The 25,158-nt window shown below is 66.8% G+C and carries 25 protein-coding genes; 5 read left to right on the forward strand and 20 right to left on the reverse strand.

Annotated features, from left to right (window positions below; translation table 11 throughout):
- Positions 1–6 precede the first annotated feature (6 nt).
- From Q1V78_RS00295 to Q1V78_RS00305, 3 genes are all read left to right on the forward strand, one after another.
- The gene (locus tag Q1V78_RS00295) at positions 7–792 is read left to right on the forward strand and encodes a BRCT domain-containing protein (RefSeq protein ID WP_300610332.1); all 786 of its coding nucleotides are present in this window, start codon (positions 7–9) and stop codon (positions 790–792) included.
- Between the two features lie 105 nt (positions 793–897).
- A complete protein-coding gene (locus Q1V78_RS00300; RefSeq protein ID WP_300610334.1) occupies positions 898–1,452 on the forward strand; it encodes a hypothetical protein in 555 nt (184 codons plus the stop codon).
- Positions 1,453–1,498: 46 nt separating this feature from the next.
- Positions 1,499–2,491 (forward strand): hypothetical protein, encoded by a 993-nt coding sequence (locus tag Q1V78_RS00305; RefSeq protein ID WP_300610336.1) that lies wholly within the window; start codon positions 1,499–1,501, stop codon positions 2,489–2,491.
- Positions 2,492–2,588: 97 nt separating this feature from the next.
- On the opposite strand, the gene Q1V78_RS00310 is transcribed toward Q1V78_RS00305, so the two are convergent.
- The 4 genes from Q1V78_RS00310 to dnaE all read right to left on the reverse strand — a co-directional run bounded on the left by Q1V78_RS00310 (position 2,589) and on the right by dnaE (position 7,578).
- Complete coding sequence (locus tag Q1V78_RS00310) at positions 2,589–2,957, reverse strand: RNA-binding S4 domain-containing protein (RefSeq protein WP_300610337.1); 369 nt, start codon at positions 2,955–2,957, stop codon at positions 2,589–2,591.
- 3 nt (positions 2,958–2,960) lie between these two features.
- Entirely contained in the window at positions 2,961–3,194 is a 234-nt protein-coding gene (locus Q1V78_RS00315) for a hypothetical protein (RefSeq protein ID WP_300610339.1), read from the reverse strand.
- A 77-nt stretch (positions 3,195–3,271) separates the two neighbouring features.
- Positions 3,272–3,958, reverse strand: a complete 687-nt coding sequence (locus Q1V78_RS00320; protein ID WP_300610341.1) for a YigZ family protein — start codon at positions 3,956–3,958, stop codon at positions 3,272–3,274.
- Positions 3,959–4,011: 53 nt separating this feature from the next.
- Positions 4,012–7,578 (reverse strand): DNA polymerase III subunit alpha, encoded by a 3,567-nt coding sequence (gene dnaE / locus Q1V78_RS00325; RefSeq protein WP_300610342.1) that lies wholly within the window; start codon positions 7,576–7,578, stop codon positions 4,012–4,014.
- A gap of 68 nt (positions 7,579–7,646) precedes the next feature.
- On the opposite strand from dnaE, the gene Q1V78_RS00330 reads away from it, so the two are divergent.
- Positions 7,647–8,831 (forward strand): amino acid deaminase/aldolase, encoded by a 1,185-nt coding sequence (locus Q1V78_RS00330; RefSeq protein ID WP_300610380.1) that lies wholly within the window; start codon positions 7,647–7,649, stop codon positions 8,829–8,831.
- Here Q1V78_RS00330 and rarD read toward each other — a convergent pair.
- The 4 genes from rarD to lspA are packed head-to-tail and all read right to left on the reverse strand — an operon-like array spanning position 8,828 to position 11,791.
- Positions 8,828–9,730, reverse strand: coding sequence for an EamA family transporter RarD (gene rarD, locus Q1V78_RS00335; RefSeq protein WP_300610344.1), 903 nt, complete (start codon positions 9,728–9,730; stop codon positions 8,828–8,830). The genes Q1V78_RS00330 and rarD overlap by 4 nt on opposite strands.
- A 3-nt stretch (positions 9,731–9,733) precedes the next feature.
- A complete protein-coding gene (locus Q1V78_RS00340) occupies positions 9,734–10,360 on the reverse strand; it encodes a hypothetical protein (protein ID WP_300610346.1) in 627 nt (208 codons plus the stop codon).
- Positions 10,347–11,291, reverse strand: coding sequence for an RluA family pseudouridine synthase (locus tag Q1V78_RS00345; RefSeq protein WP_300610348.1), 945 nt, complete (start codon positions 11,289–11,291; stop codon positions 10,347–10,349). The genes Q1V78_RS00340 and Q1V78_RS00345 overlap by 14 nt, the downstream gene beginning before the upstream one ends.
- Positions 11,288–11,791 (reverse strand): signal peptidase II, encoded by a 504-nt coding sequence (gene lspA / locus Q1V78_RS00350; protein ID WP_300610350.1) that lies wholly within the window; start codon positions 11,789–11,791, stop codon positions 11,288–11,290. Before lspA ends, Q1V78_RS00345 begins: the two co-directional genes overlap by 4 nt.
- A gap of 38 nt (positions 11,792–11,829) precedes the next feature.
- On the opposite strand from lspA, the gene Q1V78_RS00355 reads away from it, so the two are divergent.
- Entirely contained in the window at positions 11,830–12,750 is a 921-nt protein-coding gene (locus Q1V78_RS00355) for a DUF6263 family protein (protein ID WP_300610352.1), read from the forward strand.
- 46 nt (positions 12,751–12,796) lie between these two features.
- On the opposite strand, the gene Q1V78_RS00360 is transcribed toward Q1V78_RS00355, so the two are convergent.
- The 12 genes from Q1V78_RS00360 to Q1V78_RS00415 all read right to left on the reverse strand — a co-directional run.
- A complete protein-coding gene (locus Q1V78_RS00360) occupies positions 12,797–13,312 on the reverse strand; it encodes a hypothetical protein (protein ID WP_148813037.1) in 516 nt (171 codons plus the stop codon).
- Between the two features lie 98 nt (positions 13,313–13,410).
- Positions 13,411–14,844: a DNA polymerase IV gene (locus tag Q1V78_RS00365; RefSeq protein ID WP_300610357.1), complete on the reverse strand. Its 1,434-nt coding sequence runs from the start codon at positions 14,842–14,844 to the stop codon at positions 13,411–13,413.
- A gap of 6 nt (positions 14,845–14,850) precedes the next feature.
- A complete protein-coding gene (gene ileS, locus Q1V78_RS00370) occupies positions 14,851–18,045 on the reverse strand; it encodes an isoleucine--tRNA ligase (protein ID WP_300610359.1) in 3,195 nt (1,064 codons plus the stop codon).
- 277 nt (positions 18,046–18,322) lie between these two features.
- Positions 18,323–18,487: a hypothetical protein gene (locus Q1V78_RS00375; RefSeq protein ID WP_300610361.1), complete on the reverse strand. Its 165-nt coding sequence runs from the start codon at positions 18,485–18,487 to the stop codon at positions 18,323–18,325.
- Between the two features lie 5 nt (positions 18,488–18,492).
- Positions 18,493–19,563, reverse strand: a complete 1,071-nt coding sequence (locus Q1V78_RS00380; protein WP_300610363.1) for a DivIVA domain-containing protein — start codon at positions 19,561–19,563, stop codon at positions 18,493–18,495.
- A gap of 178 nt (positions 19,564–19,741) precedes the next feature.
- Positions 19,742–20,029: a YggT family protein gene (locus tag Q1V78_RS00385; protein WP_300610365.1), complete on the reverse strand. Its 288-nt coding sequence runs from the start codon at positions 20,027–20,029 to the stop codon at positions 19,742–19,744.
- A 6-nt stretch (positions 20,030–20,035) separates the two neighbouring features.
- The gene (locus Q1V78_RS00390; protein WP_300610367.1) at positions 20,036–20,596 is read right to left on the reverse strand and encodes a cell division protein SepF; all 561 of its coding nucleotides are present in this window, start codon (positions 20,594–20,596) and stop codon (positions 20,036–20,038) included.
- Between the two features lie 56 nt (positions 20,597–20,652).
- Positions 20,653–21,363 carry an alanine racemase gene (locus Q1V78_RS00395; RefSeq protein ID WP_300610369.1) on the reverse strand — a complete coding sequence of 237 codons (711 nt, stop codon included), beginning with the start codon at positions 21,361–21,363 and terminating at the stop codon, positions 20,653–20,655.
- Positions 21,360–22,094 carry a peptidoglycan editing factor PgeF gene (pgeF, locus tag Q1V78_RS00400; protein ID WP_300610371.1) on the reverse strand — a complete coding sequence of 245 codons (735 nt, stop codon included), beginning with the start codon at positions 22,092–22,094 and terminating at the stop codon, positions 21,360–21,362. The genes Q1V78_RS00395 and pgeF overlap by 4 nt, the downstream gene beginning before the upstream one ends.
- Positions 22,095–22,099: 5 nt before the next feature.
- Complete coding sequence (gene ftsZ, locus Q1V78_RS00405) at positions 22,100–23,365, reverse strand: cell division protein FtsZ (protein WP_300610373.1); 1,266 nt, start codon at positions 23,363–23,365, stop codon at positions 22,100–22,102.
- Positions 23,366–23,608: 243 nt separating this feature from the next.
- Complete coding sequence (locus Q1V78_RS00410; protein ID WP_300610375.1) at positions 23,609–24,373, reverse strand: FtsQ-type POTRA domain-containing protein; 765 nt, start codon at positions 24,371–24,373, stop codon at positions 23,609–23,611.
- A 5-nt stretch (positions 24,374–24,378) separates the two neighbouring features.
- Positions 24,379–25,158 (reverse strand): cyanophycin synthetase (locus Q1V78_RS00415; RefSeq protein ID WP_300610377.1); only part of this gene is annotated, 780 nt, incomplete at its 5' end.

Here is a 25,158-nt window from a genome sequence, read left to right on the forward strand (position 1 = left end):
GAAGCCATGACGGACTCCTCGATCACCATCACCAGCGACGGCATTCAGGTCCACCGTTCGCTGCTCGCCCGCTCCCTCTCCCCCGATCTCGCCATCGCACCGGAGCAACTGCTGGGTTGGCGCATCTCGGCGCCGACGGCCAGCTCGCCGGGGTGGTTGCACTTTTTGCTTGCTGAGGCCAGCACCAACGGCTTCATCCGGAGCTTCGACGAGGCACGCCTGAACCCCGCCACCGTGCAATTCTTCCCCGGCGAGGCAGAGATGCTGACCGAGATCGACGAGCAACTTTCCCGCCTGCAGGCCGGTCGCGACGTCGACGTCGCGACCATCGAGGCAACAGACTGGACGGCCTCTTTCGAGTCGGACGCCCCAGCGGCGGAGAACTCCGCAGCACCAGCGGCCGCGCCGGCGTCGTCGTCGACAAAGAAGACAGAGAAGAAGAGCGGTGGGAAGGGCGGCAACCGGCGAGCACCCTGGGACCGGGTGGCCACGCCAGACAAGGTGCCGGAGCAGAACACGGAGGCGGACGTGGACGGCCCCGTGTTCGGCGAGACGGTCGTTATCACCGGGGACGTGGAGCCCTACTCCAAGGGTGAGGTCTGGGACATGCTGGCCGATGCCGGCGCCATCGTCGCGAAGAACGTGACGAAGAAGACCACGCTGCTGATCGTCGGCGAGTGGGCGACGGTGACCAGCAAGGAGAAGCGCGCGCGGGAGCTGCAGGAACAGGGCCAGGAGCTGGCGATCTGGACCTTCGAGGAGCTGCTTCAGAAGCTGGGTGTGGAGGGCTAGCTCCCCGGCGCGGTGGGTGGCTCCCGAAAGAATTTTTTGGGTTTTCCGCCGTTTCCGGGAACCAAATGGGCTCCCGCGTTGTCTAACACTGTCATGACGAGCACAGTGACAACGCACGGAACCAGGACCACGATCGCGGCTGCCACGGAGGTGGCCACGCAGTGCACGGCGGGGTCGACGGGCCCTGCGAGCAACAGCCTGCCCGGGGTGGCTCGGCTAACCCGCCTGCCGGAGGCCTGCTATAGCCGCCCGGTGCGGGTGCCCGTGGGGTCCGGCTTCACCGCGGAGCTCCCGGAGTTCTCGGAGAAGGATTATCACACGCTCCTGCAGCTGTGGGGTGAGACCGCAGACAGCATCAGCGAGGTGGTGGGCGAAGCCGGCGAGGCCTACCGTGTCCACCGCCTCGATTCCCGGGATTATGGCTGGGTGGAGCTCACCGGTTCCGCGGGCGCCCCGCCGCCTACCGCGATGCTGACCCACCCGAGGCTGGCTCAGGGGCTTGCGGAGCGGATGGAAAGGGTCTTGGACGGGGTGGCGGCGTTCTACGTTTCCGGCGAGCGGGTGCAGGTCTGCCCGCTGCCGTTGGCTATCGAGCGCCAAGACTGGCACGGCCCTTTCGACCTGCGCACTGGCTTCTGCGTGACTTTCGACTTCCTCTAGAAACCGCTCTCCCGGGACCTGCACGCGGTGGCTTAGACTCTGGGTCATGGGAAGCTCCACCTCGCCAACCGCCAGCACCATCACCCAGGCGCTGAAGGACTACGACGCCTGGCTCGACCAGCACCCAGCCGCCGAGCGCGAAACGAAAGAGCTCGTCGCCGCCGCGCTCGACGACGCGGGCATCAGCTTCGACCAGGTCTCGGTGAGGTTGAAGGACCGCTCCAGCTTCGTCGCGAAGCTGAAGAACCCCAACTACCCGGAATATCAGGACTTCGCGAGCGCCCACGACATCGTCGGCATCCGGGTGACCACCTTCCACTCCGGCGAGATCGAGCAGCTGCTCGCGGCGGTGAGCACCATCTTCGCCATCGACACCGTGGTCGATAAGGCCGCCGAAACCGCTAAGAGCGGGCGCTTCGGTTACGCCTCCCACCACGTAATCGGCTACTCAGAGCAACTCGGCCGGCGCGTGGAGGTGCAGCTGCGCACCGTGCTGCAGCACGCGTGGGCCGAGTTCGAGCACGATATGCGCTATAAGAACCCGGAGATGTCCGGCAACCCGGAGGTGGACCGGGCTTTCACGCTCGCCGCCGGGCTCATCGAGCTCGCCGACGAGCAGTTCGACAAGATCGCCCGCATCGTCGACGCCCGCACGCAGGAGCAGGACGCCACCGAGCTCGATACCCGCTCGCTGCCGGGCCTGCTCACCCGCCTGCTGGGTAGCTCTTACCCCACCTCGCGGGCGGATTATTACGGCTGGGCGATCGCGATGCTGGCCGCCCACGGCATCACCACCGTCGCGGAGCTCAAGGAGCTGCTGGACTCGGATCGCATCGCCGCGCTCAACGAGGCGATGGCTTATCCCTTCGAGCCCGGGCAGGTGCGCCTCATCGACGACCTGCTGTTGTTCACCTACGGCCGTGACCATATCCGCCGGACCGTGCACATCGGGGAGAATATCGAGACCCGGCCGGGGCGCCTCGGCAACCGTTGGCAGCAGCTCGGCCAGCAGGTCTACTCCCCCGCTGCGCGCGACTGAGCGCGCTGATTCCGCCCAGTTGTTGCCACTGGGCGTCTACGCCCAGCGGTGATCCCCGCTAGCTTGAGCGCCGCGGCTCGCCTCAGCGCAGCTACATTCAGCGGCGCCGCTGGTTGCGCATGAACTTATCCAGCTCGCGGCGCTCCTTCTTAGTTGGGCGCCCGGCCCCGGGGTCACGCCGCGGCATGGAAGCGATGATCTCCTTGGGCGGCGGTGGCGGCGAGTGGTCGATATAGGCCTTCTGCGCCACCGGCGCCCCCACCCGCTTGTGCAGCAGCTCCGTGACCTCGACGATGCGTTCTCGGTGGTTGACCCACACCCGCACCTGGTCTCCCACGGCCACGTGCTGGGCGGGTTTGACCGATTCGCCGTTGATTTTCACATGCCCGGCGCGGCATGCGGCCGCGGCCTGCGCGCGGGTCTTGGTGAGCCGGACGGCCCAGACCCAGGCGTCGACTCGGACCATGGTTTACCAGTTGTCCTTCTGGTTGATGATCTTGTTGATCTGCCAGCCGTTGTAGCCGGCGAGGATCAGGGAGATCACCAGGACGGTGATGATGAAGCCCATGCCGGCGCCGGTGAGGGCGCCCAGGAGGATGAGTCCGCCGCCGACACCACCGGTGATCTGGATGGCCTTGGAGTGCTTGCGCACGGCGGCCTTGCGCTGGGTGATCGGGTTGTCTCCGTAGGGGCTGAGGGGCATGGTGCTTCTTCCTCTATCGCGTTCTTGGTGTTGTGGCCCGGGTCCTCATCGGGTCGCCGGGGTGCCTGGGAAAAGTTTTAGCTTCCGGTGGGTAAATCTACCCAACGTTGGCCCGCGCGGGTGGGTTCCACGCGGCCTTGGGTCCAGCTGGCCAGGTGCGTGGCTAGCGCATCGTCCCCGGCGATGAGGAAGCCCACCTTGGCGGCGTAGTCGGTCTTCAGGATCTGGTAGCCCGCGTTGCGGATCTCGGACTCCACGCGCCCGGCCTCGTCGTGGTTGAGCTCCACGCGGTAGAGCTCCAGTTGGGTGCGCGTGACCCAGGTGACCTCATCGAGCGCGGCCTTGGTGGCGTCGTGGTAGGCGCGGACCAGACCACCGGTGCCGAGCAGCACGCCGCCGAAGTAACGGACGACCACGGCGGTGATGTCCAGTGCCCCGCTGCCGCGCAGCACCTCGAGCATGGGCTGTCCGGCGGTGCCGGCGGGCTCGCCGTCGTCGCTGGAACGCTCGATGGGCTGCGCGCCGTCCTGATGGACGAGGTATGCGCTGCAATGGTGGCGGGCGTCCGGGTAGCGGTCCCGGACCTCGTCGATGAAGGCGCGGGCTGAAGCCTCCGTGGAGGTTTGCCGCACCAGTCCGATGAAGGTGGAGCGCTTGATCTCGAGCTCCGCCTGCCACTCGTTTTCCGTCGGGCGGCGGTAGGGCTCGAGGCGGGTGAAATCTTCTGCGCCCTCCGCCTCGGGGGCCTGCTTCTTCTTGCTCACTGGGTGTTGTTTTCCTGCTCGTGGTGTTTTCTGGGCCGGGCCTACCTGGGCTGTTAGGCGAAGATGCCCTCCCAGGTGCTGGCCTTCAGGTCGCCCATCAGCGCCGGGGACTTGGTCACCCGCATCTCTGGGCCGAGGAGGAACTGCACCTCCTGCTCGCCGTCGATGAGGGTGAGGTAGACGTCCGAGTCTCCCTTGTTGTTGCTCAGCACCTGCTTGAGTCGCTGCATGTTCTCCGGGGTGGCCTGGTCGACGCGGATGTTCAGCCGCAGCGGAACGCCGGTGCCAGCACCGATGGAGAGCTCGGCGGACTTCAGGTCCTCGCAGAAGATGCTCATGCGGTCGTCGCGGTAGCGGATCTTCGCCTTCGCAAGGACGATGTTGTCCTCCACAATCTGCGGGGCGACCATCTGGTAAGTCTTCGCGAAGACGAGCAGTTCCACCTGCGCGCCGTGCTGGTCCTCGAGGGTGGCGATGACCCAGGGCGCACCGTTGCGGTCCACACGCCGCTCAACGCTGGAGATGATGCCGCCGATCTTGACGTCCTTGTTATTCGGCAGCTCGCCGGAGAGCACGGTGGGCAGCGGGGTGTCGATCTGGGCGTCGAGGGCGTCCTCGAAGCCGTCCAGGGGGTGGCCGGACACGTACAGGCCCAGCATGTCGCGCTCCAGGGCGAGCTCGTGCTTGCGCTCCCACTCCTGGTCCGGGACCTCGACCTTGAAGACATCCCCGGCCTCCTCGGCGCCCAGGCCGGCGAAGAGGTCGAACTGCCCCTTGGCGGCGGCCTTCTTCGTCGCCACGACGGCGTCGACGGCGTCCTCATGGACGAGGACGAGGCCCTTGCGCGGGTGTCCGAGGGAGTCGAAGGCGCCCGCCTTGATCAACGACTCGGTCACACGCTTGGAAGCGGCGACGGCGTCGATTTTGTCCAGGTAGTCGGAGAAGTCCTTGAAGTCGCCCTTCTCCTCGCGGCTGGCGATGATGGACTCCACGACGTCCTCACCGACGTTACGGACCGCGCCCAGGCCGAAGCGGATGTCCTCACCCACGGACTGGAAGGTGAAGGCGGATTCGTTGACGTCCGGGGAGAGCACCTTGATGCCCAGGTGGCGGCAGTCGGCGAGGTAGATCGCGGACTTGTCCTTCTGGTTGGACACCGAGGTCAGCAGGGCGGCCATGTACTCGGCGGTGTAGTTGGCCTTGAGGTAGGCCGTCCAGAAGGAGACTAGCCCGTAGCCCGCGGCGTGGGACTTATTGAACGCGTAGTCCGCGAACGGCAGGATCGTGTTCCACAGCGTGTCGATGGCGTCCTTGGAGTAGCCATTGTCGATCATGCCGCCGGAGAAGGTCTCGTACTCCTGGTCCAGCACCTCACGCTTCTTCTTACCCATGGCCTTGCGGAAACCATCTGCCTGGCCAGCAGTGTAGTTCGCGACCTTCTGCGAGATCCTCATGATCTGCTCCTGGTACACGATGAGGCCGTAGGTCTCCTCCAGGATCTCCTGGAGTGGTTCCTCCAGCTCCGGGTGGATCGGGGTGATCGGCTTGCGCCCGTTCTTGCGGTCCGCGTACTCCCAGTGCGCCTTCACGCCCATCGGGCCCGGGCGGTAGAGCGCGAGTGCGGCGACGATGTCGTTGAAGCCGGTGGGCTGCATGCGCTTCAGCAGCTCCTGCATGCCGCCGGAGTCCAGCTGGAACACACCCAGGGTGTCGCCGCGGGCGAGCAGCTCGTAGGTGGACTTGTCCTCAGTGGCCAGGCCTTCGAGGTCGAAGTCCTCGCCCCGGTTCTTCTTGATGTTGTCGATCGCATCGCCGATGACGGTGAGGTTGCGCAGCCCCAGGAAGTCCATCTTCAGCAGGCCGATGGCCTCACAGGCCGGGTACGGCCAGCCGGTGATCAGCGCGCCGTCCTGCTTGCGCTTCCACATCGGGATGCAGTCCAGCAGCGGCACGCTGGACATAATCACGGCACAGGCGTGCACGCCCGCCTGGCGCACCACTCCCTCCAGGCCGAGGGCGTCCTCGTAGATCTTGTTGACCTGCGGGTCGGTGTCGATGAGCTGGCGGACCTCGGCGGCCTCTGCGTAGCGCGGGTGCTCCGGATCCTTGATGCCCTTGAGCTCGATGTCCTTGGCCATGATTGCCGGCGGCAGGGCCTTGGTGATCCGGTCGGCCATCTGGAAACCGGCCTGGCCGTACCAGGCGCGGGCGGAGTCCTTAATCGCCTGCTTGGTCTTCACCGTTCCGAAGGTGATGACCTGGGCGATCTTGTCCTCGCCCCAGCGGTCGGAGGCGTAGCGGATCATCTCGCCGCGGCGGCGGTCGTCGAAGTCGATATCGATATCGGGGGCGGACGGACGCTCCGGGTTGAGGAAACGCTCGAAGAGCAGGCCGTGCTCGATGGGGTCGATGTTCGTGATCGTCAGCGCGTAGGCCACCAGAGCGCCGGCGGCGGAGCCACGGCCGGGGCCGACGCGGATGCCCACAGAGCGGGCGTACTTGATCAGCTCGGCGACGATGAGGAAGTAGGAGGGGTAGCCCTTCATGTCGATGACGCTGATCTCGTACTCAGCGCGGTCAATGTACTCCTGTGGCACCGGGCCGCCGTTGAATCGCTCCTCCAGGCCGCGCATGACCTCGTGGGTCAGCCAGGACGTCGGCGTGTGCCCCTCTGGCACCTCGGCGACCGGCATGCGGTCGTAGGGGTGCTCTTCCCAGATCTCGCCGTAGTCCTGAACGCGCTCGGCGATCCACAGGGTGTTATCGCAGCCATCCGGGACGACATGGTCCCACTGGTTGCGGATGTCCTCCGCGGTACGGATGTAGTAGGAGGAACCGCTGAAGGCGAAGCGCTTACCGCCCTCGTCGATGGTGGGCTCGTCCATGGTGGAGCCGGTCTGCACGCACAGCATGACCTCGTGGGCGGCGGCCTGGTTCTCCAGCACGTAGTGGCAGTCGTTGGTCACCAGCGGCGGCAGGTCGAGCTTGCGGCCGATCTCCATGAGCTCGTCGCGGACGCGCTTCTCGATCTCCAGCCCGTGGTCCATGAGCTCGAGGAAGAAGTTGTCCTTGCCGTAGATGTCCTGCCACATGGCCGCTGCCTCGAGGGCCTCGTTGAACTGGCCGAGGCGGAGGCGGGTCTGCACGTCGCCGGAGGGGCAGCCGGTGGTCGCGATGACGCCCTCGGCGTGCTCGGCGATGAGCTCGGCGTCCATGCGCGGCCACTTGCCCAGCTGGCCCTCGTAGGAGGCCATCGAGGAAAGATAGAAGAGGTTGCGCAGGCCGGTGGCGTTCTCGGCGAGCATGGTCTGGTGCAGGTACGCGCCGGAGGCGGAGACGTCGTCCTTCTTCTGCTCCGGGTTACCCCAGCGCACGCGGTTCATGTTGAAGCGGGAGTCGGGGGCCATGTAGGCCTCGATGCCGATGATCGGCTTGATCCCGGCCGCCGTCATGGTGCGGTAGAAGGCATCCGCGCCAAACATGTTGCCGTGGTCGGTCATGCCCACCGCGGGCATTCCCTGCCGGGCGACCTCCTCGGCGAGCATGTCTACCTTCGCCATGCCGTCGAGCATGGAGTATTCCGTGTGATTATGCAGGTGGACGAAAGACGAGCGGCTCATAACTGGCTATCCTATCGTTTTCCGGACACTGCGAAACTCGGGCACTAAGCTTTTGCTCCGTGAAGTATTTGACGAGGTCCGCCGTTGCCCATTTGGATGCCCCGTTTGCCGTCATGGATCTCGACGCCGCGCTTGCCAACGCCCGCGATATGGTTCGGCGTGCGAACGGCACCCCGATCCGGCTCGCCAGCAAGTCGGTGCGTATCCGCGAGATGCTGCGCCGCGTGCTGGAGCTGCCGGGCTACGCCGGGGTGTTGGGTTTCCACCTTTCCGAGGCCATCTGGTTGGTCGAGACCGGGGTCACCGACGACGTCCTGGTGGCCTACCCAACCACCCACCGCGAGGCGCTGCGCACGCTCGCCGCGTCCCCGATGCTCCGGGAGGCCATCACCGTGATGGTGGACTCCCCTGCCCACCTGGATTTCATCGACGACGCGGTTGCTGAGCAGGAGGCTTCCGACGCCCAGCGCGGGGAGATTCGGGTGTGCATCGACGTGGACGCCAGCCTGGCCATGGGTCCGGTTCACCTAGGAGCATTGCGCTCCCCGGTCCACTCCGTGGAGCAGGTCCGGCGGCTCGCGGAGTCCATTGTTGCCCGGCCGGGATTCCGCCTGGTGGGTCTCATGGCCTACGAGGGGCAGATCGCTGGAACCACGGATAGCTCTCCGGCGGTCTCGGTGATGAAGGGCATCTCCACCCGCGAGCTGGCCACCCGGCGCGGGAAGATCGTGCGGGCGGTGGAGCAGCTGTTGGCGAGCGCGGGGCAGCCGCCGCTGGAGCTCGTCAACGGCGGGGGCACCGGGTCGATCGAGACCACCTCGGCGGAAACGGTGATCACGGAGATCGGCGCGGGCTCGGGAGTGCTGGCCCCGGGTCTGTTCGACCGCTATAAGAGCTTCCAGCCGGAGCCCGCGCAGTGGTTCGTGGTGCCGGTGGTGCGCCGCCCCGCCCCGGATGTGGTGACGGTGGCCGGTGGTGGCCGGGTGGCCTCTGGGCCGCCGGGGGCGGACCGGCTGCCGACCGTGGACTACCCCGCGGGCCTGCGCATGGCGCCGCTGGAGGGCCCGGGCGAGGTGCAGACCCCGCTGAAGGGGCCTGCGGCCAAGAGCCTGCAGCTGGGCGATCACGTATGGTTCCGCCACGCGAAGGCCGGCGAGCAGGCGGAGTGGTTCGACGAGGTCATCGTCGTATCAGGAGGAGAAATAGTGGACCGGTGGCCGACCTACCGGGGCGAGGGCCAGGCCTTCGTTTAGCCTTCCTCCGTGGCCGTGGTGTCCGTGCCGATCTTCTCCAGGGAGGCGCTGCGTCGGGTAGCGCGGGTCTGGATGAGCATGTCGATGATGAAGATCACCACGGCCACCCAGATGATGGAGAAACCCACCCATCGCATCGGCTCGATGTGCTCCTTGGTGACGAACACCGCCCAGAGCATCTGCATGACCGGGGTGAGGTACTGGATCATGCCCAGCGAGGTCAGGGACATTTCCTGGGCGGCGCGGGCGAAGGCCAGCAGCGGCAGGGCGGTGACCACGCCCGCGACCATCAGCAGGGCCGTGTGCCCGCCACCCTCGGTGGTGAAGGTCGATTCCGGCCCCAGCCACAGCAGATAGATCACGGCGATGGGGGCGAGCACCATCGTCTCGGCGGCCAGCGACTGCAGCGGCTCCAGCCGCATGCGCTTCTTCGCCAGACCGTAGAAACCGAAGCTCAGGGCCAGGCCCAGGGAAATGATCGGCGGCTGGCCCAGCGCGATGGTGAGAATCACGACCGCCACGGCGGCGATCGCGACCGAGAGCTTCTGCATCGGGCGCAGGCTTTCGCGCAGCAGGAGCACGCCAAGCACCACGGAGACCAGCGGGTTGATGAAGTAGCCCAGCGCGGCGTCCGCCACGTGTCCGCTGTTGACCGCGTAGATGTAGAGTCCCCAGTTCACGGAAATCAGCAGCGAAGCCACCGCGACCCGGATCCATTCGCGGGGCGTGATCTCGCGCAGCAGCTTGATGCGGCGCAGCGCCAGCAGGAGCAGCAGCACGAAGACCAGGGTCCAGATGAAGCGGTGCGCCAGGATCTCCACCGGAGCGGCCGGTTCCAGCAGTGGGAAGAACGCGGGGAAGAATCCCCACATGATGTATGCGGCAAAACCCCACAGCATGGGCTATTCCTCCTCGTGCGTCACGGCGCGGATACCTATACGACCATAGGCTGCGTCCACCGGGGCCGGCTCAACGGCCATGACTTTGGGGTTCTCCGCGATCGCCTTGAGCTCGGCGGGGGCGGCGTGGACAAGGGCGCCGTTGATCGCGACGTCCTCCCCCTCCAGTCCTTCGGTGGCGATGGTGAAGACGTCCTCGCGGCGCAACCCGGCGGCCGGTTCCGGGATCGGGCGCTGCACCATGGGGCCGATCAGCAGCGTGGACACACGCACCCGGTCCGCGTGCGGGATGTCGAAGACCTTGGCGAAGTCCTTTGGAGCCATCGCTGTGGTGGGCGAGACCAGCGCCCAACGGGGCTCGCTCCCCTCGGCCTCGTCAAGGAGCTGGCGGGAGTGCCCCTCGTACGCCTGGTCGGACATGTAGAACGGCCCCAGCTGGTCGCCGTTGATGTGCATCGGCTTGCTGGTGCGGTCCGACTGGGCCATGACCATGATCCCCACGAGCAGGGCAACGGCGCAGATCCCGCCGAGCCACGCCACCCACGCGGGTCGGCGGGTATCCTCCCAGTCCAGCTCCCGCTGGCGGGCGCGGTTGGGCTTGACCACCTGCGGAGACCTAGATTCCATCATTGGCCTCCCGCAGCCTATCCAGGGCCTGCTGGAGGTCCGCTGGGTACGGGCTATCGATCTGCATCATCCGGCCCGTGGGGTGTTCGAAGCGTAGGGAGACTGCGTGCAGCCACTGGCGGATCAGCCCCAGCTTCTCGGCCAGCTCCGGGTCGGAGCCATACATCGGGTCGCCGCACAGCGGGTGGTGCAGGGAGGAGAAGTGCACGCGGATCTGGTGGGTCCGGCCGGTCTCCAGGTTCACCCGCAGCAGGCTGGCCTGGCGGTGGGCCTCCAGGGTGTCGTAGTGCGTCACCGCGTGCTTGCCATCGTCGCGCACGGCGAAGCGCCAACCCGCCGAGGGGTGGCGCCCGATCGGGGCATCGATGGTCCCGGAGGTCGGATCGGGGTGGCCCTGCACCAGCGCGTGGTAGATCTTCTCCACCTCGCGGTTGCGGAAGGCGCGCTTCAAGTGGGTATAGGCCCGCTCGCTGGCGGCGACGATCATCACCCCGGAGGTGCCCACATCGAGCCGCTGGACAATGCCCTTGCGCTCCGGGGGCCCGGAGGTAGAGATACGGAAACCGGCGGCTGCCAGGCCCGCAGTCACGGTGGGGCCCTCCCAGCCCAAGGTCGGGTGTGCGGCGACACCGACGGGCTTATTCACGGCGATGACGTCGTCGTCGGAATAGAGAATGTCCATGCCCTCGACGAGCTGGGGTGGCTCGGCGGCCAGGTCGCGTTCCGGGGCGGGAAGGGTGACGTCCAGCCACTGGCCGGCAACAAGCCGGTCGGACTTGCTCAACGCCTTGCCCTCGGAGGTGATGTCCCCCGCGACCGCGAGGTCGGCCACCACCGTCCGGGACAAGCCCAGCAGCTTAGACAGACCTGCGTCGACACGCATCCCCGCCAGGCCGTCCGGCACGGGCATCATCCGCTGCTCACGTTCGGTCATTCCTGCGCCTTCCTTTCTGCTCGGGGCTCGACGATGAAAACGATGGCGAGGTAGAGGACTACCCCGACGGTGATGGCGATATCCGCCACGTTGAAGATCGCGAAGTTCCAGAAGCTGAAGAAGTCCACGACGTGGCCGTGCATGCCGCCCGGCTCCCGGAAAATGCGGTCGATCAGGTTGCCGGCCGCCCCTCCCCCGATCAGCCCGATGGTCAGGGCACTCAGCCCGGTGCGGGCTCGGAAGGCGAGGAATACCGCCACACCCACCGCGATGAGCTGGACGAATGCCAGCACGCTGGTGGCGTCCGTACCCATCGAAAATGCCGCCCCCGGGTTGCGGACCAACAAGAAACGGAACCAATCCCCCAGCACCGGCACGGCTTCGCGCGGCGGCAGGGTGGCCACGGCCAGCCATTTGCTCAGCTGGTCGATGATCACCACGACCGCCAGGGTCGCCAGGGCCACGGCGGTCACGGTTCCTCGGTTACTCTGCTGCTTCACTCCAGCAAGTCTAGCTTGAGCTGCAAACTGCTACGGTTATGACCGTGTTTACTCCCTCACGCACCCGTTCCCACCGCACCGGCCGGCGCGCGATCGCCGCGCTGATGTGCTCCCTCGGACTCCTCGGCACGGCCGCGTGCTCTGCTGATTCGTCGAGCCCAGAGGCCGTCGAGGCGCCGGTCGAGGGCGTGCGGGTGCAGCTACTTGAGCCCGGCAACAGCCCCCGCGCGACCCTCGCCTACCGCATCGGCGAGGAGGAGGCCTCCCAGGGGCTCACCTACTCGGCGACCCAGGGGTTGGAGCAGAAAACCGTCCACGGTGAGGGCGAGGACGTCCCCTACGGCGATGTCACGATGGACCTGCCGCTGAACGCCACGGCGAGCGCCAAGGGAGAGGAGATCGCCACGACCGTCGTGGTGGGGCGCCCGGATGGGACGAACGCGGAGCTGAACGAGGACATGGCTTCCGCCGAGGGTTTCGAGATGCACCAGACGATGGAGCCCAGCGGCCGGGTGAAGTCCCGCTCCTTCGGCGCTCCCGAGGGCGCCACGGACGGGGCCCGGGCCAGCGTGGAGCAGGCGCTGACGCAGATGACGGACCTGCCGATCGTTTTCCCCGAGGAGGAAGTGGGCCCGGGCGCGAAGTGGACGGTCAGCGGGCGCGTGGACGAGGGGGTCTCGCTGCGCCAGGAGCTGACGTACACGCTCGTGGAGCGGGACGGCGACAAGGTCATCCTCGACGTCGCGGCCAAGCGCCGACCGGCGGTCGCGAGCCTGGCGGATACGGACCTGAAGGTGCTGGAGGCGGATTCAACCTCCGAGGGGCGGATCACCGTTGATCTGTCTCGCCCGCTGCCCGCTGAGGGCAAGGTCAGCGTGGAAACGACCGTCACCTACGGCAAGGACGACGCCCCGCTGCGCGTGTTGCAGACCATCACGTCGCGCAGCGAATGGAAGTAGGCGGCTTGCGCCCTAGCGCGCAAGCCCCGGGGGCTTTGAGTCCCCTTTAGAGCTCCTTACACATCGGCGGGACCTGCTCCGGCAGGACCGTCTCGACGAGGGTGCAGGCCCAGCGGGTATCCAGCTTCCACTTGCCATCCTCGTGGACGAACTCCACACCGCTGATGACCTGCGGGTCCCGCTCCGGAGCCTGCAGCTTGATGGTGGCCTCGGCCATGTCCGGCAGCACGCCCGGCAGCACCGGGTCCACGACCTCGAGCTTGGCCTGGGCCTCGCTCTGGCTGCGGGTGAGTGCCTCGAAGATCTCCGGTGCCTGGTCGCCGTCGACGACGGAGTTGACCTTCTCCTCGGCTGGAACGCGCGGGTCGACGGCCTTGAGGAGGACCTCTTGCAGTTCCTGCGGGGTCGGCAGCTTCTCCTCCGGAGCGGTGGAGGACGGTGCGCTGCTGGCGGTGGTCTGCTCGGTGGTGGCGGCGTTATCCGCATCCTCCGAACCGCAGGCGGTCAGCGTGAGGCCGGCGACGGCAGCGGTTGCCACGGCCACGGACTTCCAGATCTTCACGGTCAACATTCTCCTTCGACGCGGGGGTGTCAAAGCCCTGATCCTACTCGCCCGGGCGCCCAAAGCCCGCCTCCGCGGACAGTGGTGTGCGCCGGATCTCACTCCCCGGTGGAGTCAGTCGGCTCTTCCCCACCAAGCTCCAGCTGCTCGCCGTCGTCCTCCGTGGCCTCGTCCCAGGCCAAGCTGTCCAGCGGGTCCGCGGGCTGGAGCTGCGGGTCGTCGGTGTCGAAGGTCGCGATGCGCCCCGGGCCGGTTTCGCGGGTCTCGAAGCGCACGGTCACCACGCCCACCCCACTTCCCTGCACCCAGCCGTGGCCATAATCCGGGTGCCAGACGTCCTGGGTCTGTTGCCAGCGGCTTTCTTTCCGCTCCGCTGCTCCCCCGGGATGTGACTCGCCAGCAGCCTCGGCCCCCGCGGGGATCGCACCCGGGCCGGCCACGGTCGTGGCGCTCTGGGTGACGCTCTGGTGCGGCACCGCGGGGTGGCTGAGCTCCGGGAAGAGCATCTCCTGCCGGTCGTGGCTGAGCCCGGAGAATCCCACGCCCACCAACCGCACTGCGCCGGAATCCTCCGGCCGGGGCAGCACCGCGCGGGCGGCGCGCAGCAACTGCTCGAAGTCATCGGTGGGTGCGGGCAGCGTGGTCGACCGGGTGTGCAGCGCGAAGTCGCTGGTGCGGATCTTCACGGTGATGGTGCGCGCCGCTCGGCCGTCCTTGCGCAGCCGCCGGTAGGCCTGCCGGGCGGAGAGCTCCATGATGTTCAGCACGTCCCGGTAGGTCCGCGCGTCCACCGGCAGGGTCTGTTCGGCGCTGATCTGCTTCGCCTCCGCGCGTGGGGCCACGGGCCGGGGGTCGTCGCCGCCGGCCATGACCTGAACCTCCAGGCCGACCTTGCCGAGCAGCGACTTCACGTCGGTGGGGTCCATGTCCACGAACTGCTGGATCGTGTAAACGCCAACGTCGGCGAGCTTGGCCTGGGCGACCCGGCCAATCCCCCACAGGTCGCCCACGGGGCGTGGGCCGAAGGTGGCCATCCGGTCCTCCACCACGAAGATCCCGTGGGGCTTGGCGAGGTCACTGGCCATCTTCGCGTCCAGCTTGGTGCTCGCCATGCCGATGGAGCAGGGAAGCTCCGTGGCCTCCTCCACCGCGCGCTGGAGGTCCTCGGCCCACCGCCGGGCGGCCGCGGCATCTGCTAATCCCTGGGGCTCGGCGAAGCCCTCGTCCACCGAGAGCTGCTCGACCACGCCCGCGCGCTCGGCGATGACCTGGAAGATCCGCCGGGAAATGGTTTTATACAGCACCGACCGGGGCTGGACCACGATCGCCCGGTTGCGGCACAGCCGGATCGCCTGGTGCATCGGCATGGCCGAGCGCGCGCCGTACACGCGCGCCTCGTAGCTCGCCCCGGCCACGACCCCGCGCCCGAACATCCCGCCCACGAGGACGGGCCGGTCGCGCAGGGTCGGCCGGGTGAGCTGCTCCACGGACGCATAGAACGCGTCCATGTCGATGTGGGCCACCCAGCGCATGGCGGTTTAGCGAGCCACCTTTGCCACCTCGGCGGTCACGCCGTCCACGATCTCGTGGCCCAGCTTCTCGCCGGTGAGCACCTCGTGCTCCACCGCGAGGACCTCTTCGGCGATGTGGCCGATGTGCTGGTCTGCCCAGTCCTTCTTCTCCGCCGGCACCGACAGGCGCAGGCGGATACGATCGGAGACCTCGAAGCCCTCGTTCTTGCGGGCGTCCTGCAGGCCGCGGATGACGTCCGCCGCCCAGCCTTCGGCCTCCAGCTCCGGGGTAACGGTCGTGTCGAGGACCACCAGGCCGTCGACCCCACCCGGGCCCGCGACGCGCGCGGTGGAGTCCGGGTTCTCCGCGACCAGGCGCTCGGTGTACAGCTCCGGGGTCAGGACGATGTCGCCGTCGACGACGACGTTCTCGCCTTCGCGGACGTAGTTACCGGCCTTGACGTTCTTGATCGCGCGCTGGACGTCGCGGCCGAGTGTCGGGCCGGCGACCTTCGCGTTGACGACGACCTCGAAGCTACCTGCGGAGTCGACATCATCCGTCAACTCCACGTCCTTGACGTTAACCTCGTCGCGGATGGTGGCGGCGAAGTCCGCGAGCCGTGCAGACTCCGGCAGCGCGACCGTGAGCTTCGGCAGCGGCAGACGGTTGCGCAGCTTATTGGACTTGCGCACCGAGCTGGCCGAGGAGCAGACCGCACGGGTGGCGTCCATCGCGTCGACGAGCTCCGCGTCGGCCGGGAAGTCCTCGGCCTTGGGGTAGTCAGCCAGGTGGACGGAACGCTCGCCGGTCAGCCCGCGCCAGATGACCTCGGAGATGTACGGCAGCAGCGGCGCGGTCACGCGGGTGGCCACCTCGAGCACCGTGTACAGGGTGTCGAAGGCCTCCGGGTGGGCCTCCTGGCCGGCCCAGAAGCGGTCGCGGGAGCGGCGCACGTACCAGTTGGTAAGGATATCGGCGTACTGGCGTACCTCGTCGCAGGCGTCCGCGATGCGGGTATCGGCCAGGGCCTTGTCCACGTTGGCCACCAGGTCGTGGGTCTTGGCGAGGATGTAGCGGTCCAGCACGTTATCGGAGTCCACGGACCAGCGTGCTTCCTCGGAGGCGTAGAGCTGCAGGAAGCTGTACGCATTCCAGATCGGCAGCAGCGCCTGGCGCACGCCCTCGCGGATGCCCTGCTCGGTGACGATTAGGTTGCCGCCACGCAGGATCGGGCTGGACATCAGGAACCAGCGCATCGCGTCGGAGCCGTCGCGGTCGAAGACCTCGTTAACGTCCGGATAGTTGCCCTTGGACTTGGACATCTTCAGCCCGTCGGAGCCCAGGACGATGCCATGGGCGACGACCTTCTTGAACGCCGGGCGGTCGAACAGCGCGGTGGAGAGCACGTGCTGGACGTAGAACCAGCCGCGGGACTGGCCGGAGTACTCGACGATGAAGTCCGCCGGCTGCTCCTCCTCGAAGGCCGCCACGTTCTCGAACGGATAGTGGTACTGGGCGAAAGGCATGGAGCCGGACTCGAACCAGCAGTCTAGGACGTCCGGGACGCGGCGCATCATGGACTTGCCCGTCGGGTCGTCCGGGTTCGGGCGGACCAGCTCGTCGATGTCTGGGCGGTGCAGGGACTTCGGACGGACACCGAAGTCGGCCTCCAGCTCAGCGAGGGAGCCGTAGACGTCCACGCGCGGGTACTGCGGGTCATCAGAGACCCAGGCTGGGACCGGGGAGCCCCAGTAACGGGTGCGGGAGATGTTCCAGTCGCGGGCGCCCTCCAGCCACTTGCCGAACTGGCCGTCGCGGATGTGTTCCGGGATCCACTCGATCTCCTGGTTGAGCTCCACCATGCGGTCGCGGATCTCGAGCACGTTCACGAACCAGCCGGGCAGGGCCATGTAGATCAGCGGCTCGCCGGAGCGCCAGGAGTGCGGGTAGGAGTGGACGATCGTCTGGTCGCGCACGACGCGCTGCTTGGCCTTCAGATCGCGGATGATGTCGCGGTTGGCGTCGAAGACGAGCTTTCCCTGGTACTCGGGCACCAGGGAGGTGAACTTGCCGTCGGCGTCCACCGGGATGACCAGGTCGATGCCGTAGCCCTTACAGACCTCCATATCGTCCTCACCGAAAGCCGGGGCCTGGTGGACGACACCGGTGCCGTCCTCGGTGGAGACGTAGTCCGCGACGAGCACCATGAAGGCGTTTTCCTGATCAGCGAAGTGATCGAAGACCGGGGTGTACTCCAGGCCCTCGAGCTCAGCACCGGTGAAGGTCGCCAGCACCTCTGGCTCCTTGCCCAGCTCCTTGGCGTAGGCGCCCAGCAGCGCACTAGCTAGCAGCAGCTTGGCGCCGGCGAAGCCCTCCACACCGTCCTCGCCGACCTTCACCAGGGAGTACTCGATCTCCGGGCCGACGGCCAGGGCGAGGTTGGACGGCAGCGTCCACGGGGTCGTCGTCCAGGCGATGGCCGCGGCGTCGTGCAGCTCGGGGTGAGCTTCCCAGGTCTTGGTGGCCGGGTAGCCCTCACGTGCGCCGGTAAACGGCATGGTCACGGTGACGGTCGGGTCCTGGCGGTCGCGGTAGGAGTCGTCAAGGCGGGTCTCCTGGTTGGACAGCGGTGTGTGCTCGGCCCAGGAGTACGGCAGCACGCGGAAGCCCTGGTAGATCAGGCCCTTGTCGTAGAGCTCCTTGAAGGCCCACATGACGGACTCCATGTAGTCCTGGTCCATGGTCTTGTAGCCGTTTTCGAAGTCCACCCAGCGAGCCTGACGGGTGACGTAGTTCTCCCACTCATCGGCGTAGTGCATGACGGACTTGGCGCAGTACTCGTTGAAGCGGTCCAGCCCCATGGACTCGATCTCGCCCTTGTCCTTGATGCCCAGCTGCTTCTCCGCCTCCAGCTCGGCGGGCAGACCGTGGCAGTCCCAGCCGAAGACGCGCGGGACGTGGTAGCCGGCCATGGTGCGGTAGCGCGGGACGATGTCCTTGACGTAGCCGGTGAGCAGGTGGCCGTAGTGCGGCAGGCCATTAGCGAACGGCGGGCCGTCGTTGAAGACGTACTCCTCGTTCTCCTTGCGGTTGTCGAGGCTGGCCTGGAAGGTATTGTCCTTCTTCCAGTACTTCAGTACCTCTTCTTCCATGGCCGGGAAGTTGCTGCCCCCGCAGCTCATGTCGACGCGGGGGTAGACGCCGCCAGCTGGTGTAGCCATAAGAAAATCCTCGTCTCTGGTGCTTAAAGTGAAATTTCTTTGAAGCACAGGGACGAGGATTCGCGGTACCACCCTGCTTGAAGCCTGCCGTGGGCGCCACCCGCCCGTTGGAAAGGCTTCCTCTTATCTTGCGTTATTGTACGGGACGCGACTCCGCTCGGTTCTACTGGGCTTCCCTGGTGGGGGCTGTTCTTCCGAGGCGCTCGCCGGTGATGGCCGGGTCCTAGCGTTGGGTTGGCTCGGTGTGGCTGCCAACCCTAGGGGTAAAGCTATGTAGTTATTTTTTGCTCTTACGGTGCTGGATGGCCTCCGCGATGGAGAGCAGGACTCCGATGGCTGCGATGATCACGCAGATCCAGGCCCAGGTGACTGAGCCTAGGTAGAGCGCCACCAGGAGCGCTGCGAATCCGAGGACCGCGAGGCCCACTGAGGCCACGAGCATGATCGCTAGTTGCGCTCGCCTTCGCCCTCGACGGCCTTCGGCGCTGCGGTGCCGCGGCTATTGAGGTCCTCAAGCTGGGACTCGAGGAAGGTCTTCAGGCGGGTGCGGTACTCGCGCTCGTAGGTGCGCAGCTCCTCGATGCGGGCCTCGAGAGCGGTCTGCTGCTTCTTGACCGTGGTCATGATCTCGGTGTGCTTGCGCTCGGCGTCCTGCTGCAGGGCGTTGGCCTTCTCCTGCGCCTGGCGCACGGTGGCCTCTGCCTGAGCGTTGGCGTCGGAGACCAGGGTCTCGGACTTCTGCTTCGCGTCGGAGACCAGGGTCTCGGACTTCTGCTTCGCGTCGGCCAGCATCTTCTCGGAGCGGGTCTTCGCGTCGGAGAGCTGCTCCTCGGAGCGCTTCTGGGAGTCCGCCAGCTGGTTCTTCGCGGTGGAGTCCGCGTTATCCAGGGTCTTCTTCGCCTCGGCGCGGGCCTCATCCAGCATGGCGTTGGACTCGGTCTTCGCGTCGTTGGTGAGGCGGTCGGCCATCTCCTGAGCCAGGGACAGCACGCGGGCGGCCTGCATGTGGGTGTCCTCGGTGGCAGCGCCCTTGGCAGCTGCACCACCGGCGACACCGGAAGCCTGCGGGGCAGCCTTGCCGGCCTGGGACTTCGCGGCCTCGGCATCCTGCTGAGCCTTCTTGGCCTTCTCCTCGGCCTCCTGGGCGCGGCGCTCAGCGGCCTCGGCGCGCTGCTCCGCCTCCTTCAGCTTGGACTGCAGGCCAGAAACCTCGGCAGCACCCTTGGACTGGGTGTTCTGCGCCTCGCGGCGAGCCTCCTCGCGGACCTCGGCCTCAACCTCGGAGCGGATCTGCTTGCGCAGTGCCTCCTCGTCGACCTTGGTGTCCGCTGCGGCAGCGGCCGGCTGACCGCCGTCGCCCACCTGGCTGCGAAGTTCAGCGTTCTCGTCCTGGAGCTCGGCGAGGGTGTCCTCAACGAGGTCGAGGAACTGATCGACCTCGTCCTCGTTGTAGCCACGCTTACCAATCGGGGGCTTACTGAACGCAACATTGTGAACGTCAGCTGGTGTGAGCGCCATCAATACTTCCCTTCGCTCTCGGTTATTTTCGGCAATGCCTGTCTGCAGGATGGTTTTATTCTTCAGAAAGACTGTAGTCCACCATACCAGCGCGAAAAGGCTTTGTTCCCATCAAGAGCTGGTTTTCTTCACCAGTTCTGAAAAACCTTCGCCCTGACTGGGCTCCTAGAACTCCCCGTTAGAGGAGGGAGTGCAGAATTATCTGCAGAATCTGCAGACCAAAGAACAGCACCAAGACGGAAACGTCGAGGGCAACCCCGCCCATGTTCAGCGGCGGGATGAGCTTACGCAGCCCCTTAACCGGCGGATCGGTGATCTGGAAGATCGGCTCGGCAAGCATGATGAACCAGCGCTGCGGGCGCCAATTCTGGGAGAAGGACTGCACCATCTCCACGATGATCCGCACGATGAGGAGCAGCGTGAAAAGGCGGACGAGCAGGATGAGTGCTCCGATGAGGTTGACCACTCGGGATCAGCCCTCCGTCAGCTGATCCAGCTGGGACTGCTCGAGCTCGATGCCGTGCGGGATCAGCACGAAGTTACGCACCCCACCCAGCTTCTTCAGCTCGGCATCCAGGCCCAGGCTCAGGCCTGCGGCAAAGTCCAGCACGCGGGTTGCGGCGGACTTCTCCATTCCGCCCAGGTTGAAGACGACGACGTCGCCGGTCTTCAGCGCCTCGGAGATCTCGCGCGCCTGGTTGTACTCGTTCAGCGCCAGGCGGATAACCATCGGGTTTTTCTGTGCTGGGACGGTCTCGCGCTCGGCGGCGCCGTAGCGGGAACGGGCCGGGGCCGCGGGCTCCCGGTCAGAGCCGTAGCCATGGGAGGAGCCAGCCTCGGAGCGTCGCTCGCTGGAGCGGTAGGAGCCGTAGTGATCGGAGTCGTAGCGTCCGGCCGAACGATCCTCGCGCTCGTGGCGCTCGGTGCGCTCGGGGCGCTCTTCGAAGTTATCCCGGTAGTAAGGGTCCTCGTAGCTTTCTACGCCCCCGAGCCCGAAGAACTCCTTGAACTTATCGCCAAAGCCCTCAGCCATGCTTGGGTTTCCTTTCGCTTACTGCAATCACTGTTTATTGGGGTATTCGTTGTTCGTTAACGTACTGGTCGCGGGCCCATGATGTCCGTACCGACACGCACCAACGTGGAGCCCTCGCCGATAGCGATCTCCAGGTCGTGGCTCATGCCCGCGGAGTACACTGGCGCTCCCAGAACGCGGTCGCTGATGCCGTCCAGCAGCGCGCGACCGCGGGCGAAGACCTCGGCCGGCTCACTGCCCAAGGGCGGAACGGTCATGAGGCCGCGCAGCTCGAGGTGTTCTGATCCCGCAACCAGGTCCGCGAGCTGGTCGATCTGATCTTCCGGGGCACCGCCGCGCTGGGGGTCGCCGTCTGCGCTGAACTGCACCAGTACCGGCAGCTTCTCCGCGCGGTCGCCGCGCTCCAGCGCCAGACCGGCGCCGCGTTCGAGGGCGTTAATGAGTCGCTCCGAGTCCGCGGTGTGGACGGCGGCGGCCCAGCGGGCCACGGAGTTAGCCTTGTTGGTCTGGATCTGACCCACCATGTGTATCTCGACGCTTCCCGCCAGGTCAGCGGTCTTACGCTTGGCTTCCTGTTCGCGGTTTTCCCCGACCGCGTGGATACCGCCGGCGCGCAGGAGCTCGATGTCCTCCACCGGGTGAAACTTCGTGATCGGCAGGAGGTCTGCTCCCCCGGCCACGGCGATGCGTTGCCGCACGGCTCGGAGGTTCTCCGCCAGCTGCTCTGCCCGCTGGGCGCGGGCCTTGTCTCCATCTGGGCTTGTCATGATGGCATCCAGATTACGCCAGCTTGGCGCCCGGTGGTTCCCTCGCGGCGGTAGCTGAACAGGTTCTCGGAGGCGATGGTGCAACGTGGGTCGATGTCCACCGCGCCCACTCCGAGGCCTTCGAGCTGGCGGGCGATGCCCGCCCGGATGTCGAGGCCAGTGGTTCCCTGCTTCGTGCGGGTTTTCGACCCAGGCAGGCGGGACTCCACGTCCGCCGCCATGTCGGCCGGAACCTCGTAGTTTTCGCCGCTGGCCGCGGCCCCCATCACCGCGTGGATCGCGGCGGGATTGGCGCCAAGCTCCACCATGCGCTCCACAGCCCGGCGAACGATGCCGTTGCGGGCCCCGATCCGCCCGGCGTGGACCGCCGCAATGACGCGGGCGTCCTGATCTGCGAGCAGGAGGGGGACGCAGTCAGCAGTCAGGACGACCAGCGGGACATCCCGCAGCGTCGTGACGAGGGCGTCGGAGGCCGGCACGGGGCCCGCCCCCAGCATGTCCGCGGTGACTTCTGTGACCGTCGGGGTGTGCAGCTGCTCCATGAACATGAAGCGTTCCGCGTCGAGCCCCAGGATCTCGGCGAGACGTCCGCGGTTGGCGGTGACCGCCGCTGGGTCGTCCCCGACGTGATCTCCCAGGTTAAAGCTGCCGTAGGGGGCCTCGGAGACGCCGCCGTCGCGGGTGGTGAACACCATCCGGACGGGACGTTCGGTCGGGCGTGCCGTAGCCATCGCTTTTAGAGGAAGGACGGGAGGTCGAGGTCGTCGCCCTCGTCCGGGCCGTCGGTGCGCTCGTGGCGCGGGCGAGCCGGCTCCTCAGAGGTGAACAGGCCACCGCCGCGTGCGGGGTTCTGGCCTGCGCGACCCTCGCGAGCGGCGAAGGAGCTCTGGCGCTCCTGGCGCGGCTCGGGCGCCGGGGTCGCTGGCTGGACCGGTGCGGCCTCCTGCAGCGGCTCCGCCTCGACGCGCGGGGCCTCGGCGTCGCCGAAGATGCTGGCGCTGCGGTTCTCAGCAGCGTGGGCAGCCCCGCCGCGCTGGGCGCTGGAGGATGCCGATGGGGAGTCGTCGAAGCCGGTGGCGATGACGGTGACGCGGACCTCGTCGCCGAGCTGGTCGTCGATGATGGTTCCGAAGATGATGTTGGCGTCGTCGTCGGCCATGGTCTGGACCAGGGATGCGGCCTCGGAGACCTCCATCAGGCCCAGGTCGGAGCCACCCGCGAAGGAGAGCAGCACGCCCTTGGCACCCTGCATGGTGTTCTCCAGCAGCGGGGAGTTGATCGCAGCCTCGGTGGCCTTGACGGCGCGCTGCTCGCCGCGGGAGGTGCCGATGCCCATCAGGGCGGAGCCGGCGTCGGTCATGACGGAGCGGACGTCCGCGAAGTCCACGTTGATCACACCGGGGGTGGTGATCAGCTTGGTGATGCCCTCGACACCGGAGAGCAGCACCTCGTCTGCCTTGCGGAAAGCATCCATCATGGACAGCTGCTCGTCGGAGAGCTTCAGCAGCGAGTCGTTCGGGATGACGATGAGGGTGTCACAGACGTCGCGGAGCTCCTCGATACCCGCCAGGGCCTGCTTGGTGCGGCGCGGCCCCTCGAAGGTGAACGGGCGGGTGACGACGCCGACGGTCAGGGCGTTCTGCTTCTTCGCAATGTTGGCGACGACCGGGGCAGCACCGGTGCCGGTGCCACCGCCCTCACCTGCGGTAACGAAGACCATGTCCGCACCAGCGAGGATCTCCTCGATCTGGTCCTTGTGGTCCTCGGCGGACTTGCGGCCGACATCCGGGTTGGCGCCGGCGCCAAGACCACGGGTTTCCTCGCGGCCGATATCCAGCTTCACGTCGGCATCGGTGAGCATGAGAGCCTGCGCGTCGGTGTTGATCGCGATGAACTCCACGCCCTGCAGCTTCTCGTCGATCATGCGGTTGACGGCGTTGACTCCGCCGCCGCCGACACCAACCACCTTGATTTCTGCGAGGTGGTTTCCAGGAGTTGTCATAAAGTTTTCCGCCTTCCTTGTGCGCGAACCCTCGGGGAAAGGTCCGCGCTATTTCGTGGAGCCTTTTCGTTGCCTTCCATCTTGACCCGTGGTGCCAAGGATTTGGCGCACATTTAGGAAGCGTGTCGTATCTTTAAAGCTCTACTTTAGGGTTCCGACCTGCGAATATCGGCACATGAGTCACACTAGTCACACGCGCTTCAGTAGCGCCGGGCCAACCCCAACGCGGCGGAAAAATCCCTCTTAATCCCGGGCTGTCGGCATGACGGGATTGGACACGTTCCACGTGGGCTGCTCGCGCTGCAGAACCACGCGCACCGCCTCGGCCTTCTCCGTCAGCTGCTCGGCAGCCCCGAAGTACACGACCTTGCGCGGCTTGGCCTCCCCCTCCGGGGCGGGCAGCTCGAAGGTCATCTCGACCGCCTCAGCGTTCGGCACCGCGACCTCCACCAGTTGCTTGCGGTTCTCCGGCTGCAGCGCATTCACCGCCGCAGCACCGGCAGCAAGCGCTCGGGTGTCGCCGTCCTTGACCTTGGTAAACGGCACCGCCCCCTCCGGGGCTGGCCCCTTGAGGAAGACCTTGCCGTCCCGATCGATCAGGGATGCCTCCCCACCCTCGTCAAGCACGCCGACGGCCTCGTGTTCGGTGATTTGAATTATCACGGTGCTCGGCCAGCTGCGCGAGACGGTTACCTTCTTGACCCACGGCGTCGGGGCGACGTTCCGGGCGACCTGCTCGGTATCCAGGCGCAGCATGTTGCTCCGCTCGCCCACACCACTAGCCTCGCTGACCTGCTGCACATCAGCGTTTTTGGCGCCCTGGACGTCGACGTTCTTGACCGTCAGCACCGGGAAGAAGAAGAGCACCGCCCACGCGACAACGATGGCCAGCACCGCCACAAACGCCCACCGGCGCCGCGCGTGCTTGCTCCGCCTGCGACGTTCCCGGGCCTCCGCTCCCGCGCTCCGGGGGCCGCGCCGATCGCGGGTGGTCTTTTCTTCCGCCACGGCCCCTACTCCCCCTGTGCTTCCCGGCCGCAGCGCAGGATCTCATCGGCGAGCATGGTGACCGTGCCAGCACCGATGGTGAGCACCACGTCCCCGGGCTTCGCAATACCGATGACCTGCTCCGCGACGGCGGAAAAGTCCGGCTGGAAGTGCCAGTCGCAGATCAGCTTCTCCCCGATGATGCGGGAATCCACTCCCTCCACCGGCTGCTCACGCGCGCCGAAAATATCCAGCAGAACGACCTCATCTGCCAGGGAGAGGGCACGGGCGAATTCATCGGCGAAGTTCATGGTGCGGCTGTACAGGTGGGGCTGGAAGACCGCGATGATGCGCCCAGCGTCGGTCGCCCCGACCAGCTCCTTAGCGGCGGTGAGCACTGCGGTGACCTCGGTCGGGTGGTGCGCATAATCGTCGTAGACCCGCACGCCACCGGCCTCACCGTGATACTCAAAACGGCGGCGCACACCGTCGAAGTCGGCGACTCCGGCGATGACCTTCTCCAGATCCGCGCCGAGCAGTGCACCGCCGGTGATCGCGGCGACCCCGTTGAGCGTCATGTGAGCGCCCGGGATGGCCACGCGGATGTCCTCGCAGCGTTCCTCCTGGCCGGGCAGGTTGAACCGTACCTTCGCGGCCGTGCCACGCGCATCGGGGACCATCTCCTCGATGATCGCGGCGGCCGGGATATCCGGGTGCTGATCAGCGGCAGCGCGGGTGCCGTAGCCGACCACGGCGGGTTCCGCGCCCGCCGCGCGGACCCGGGCTGCCAGCGCGGCAGCGCCCGG

This window comes from Corynebacterium sp., assembly GCF_030152825.1.
In the GTDB taxonomy this organism is placed as follows: domain Bacteria; phylum Actinomycetota; class Actinomycetes; order Mycobacteriales; family Mycobacteriaceae; genus Corynebacterium.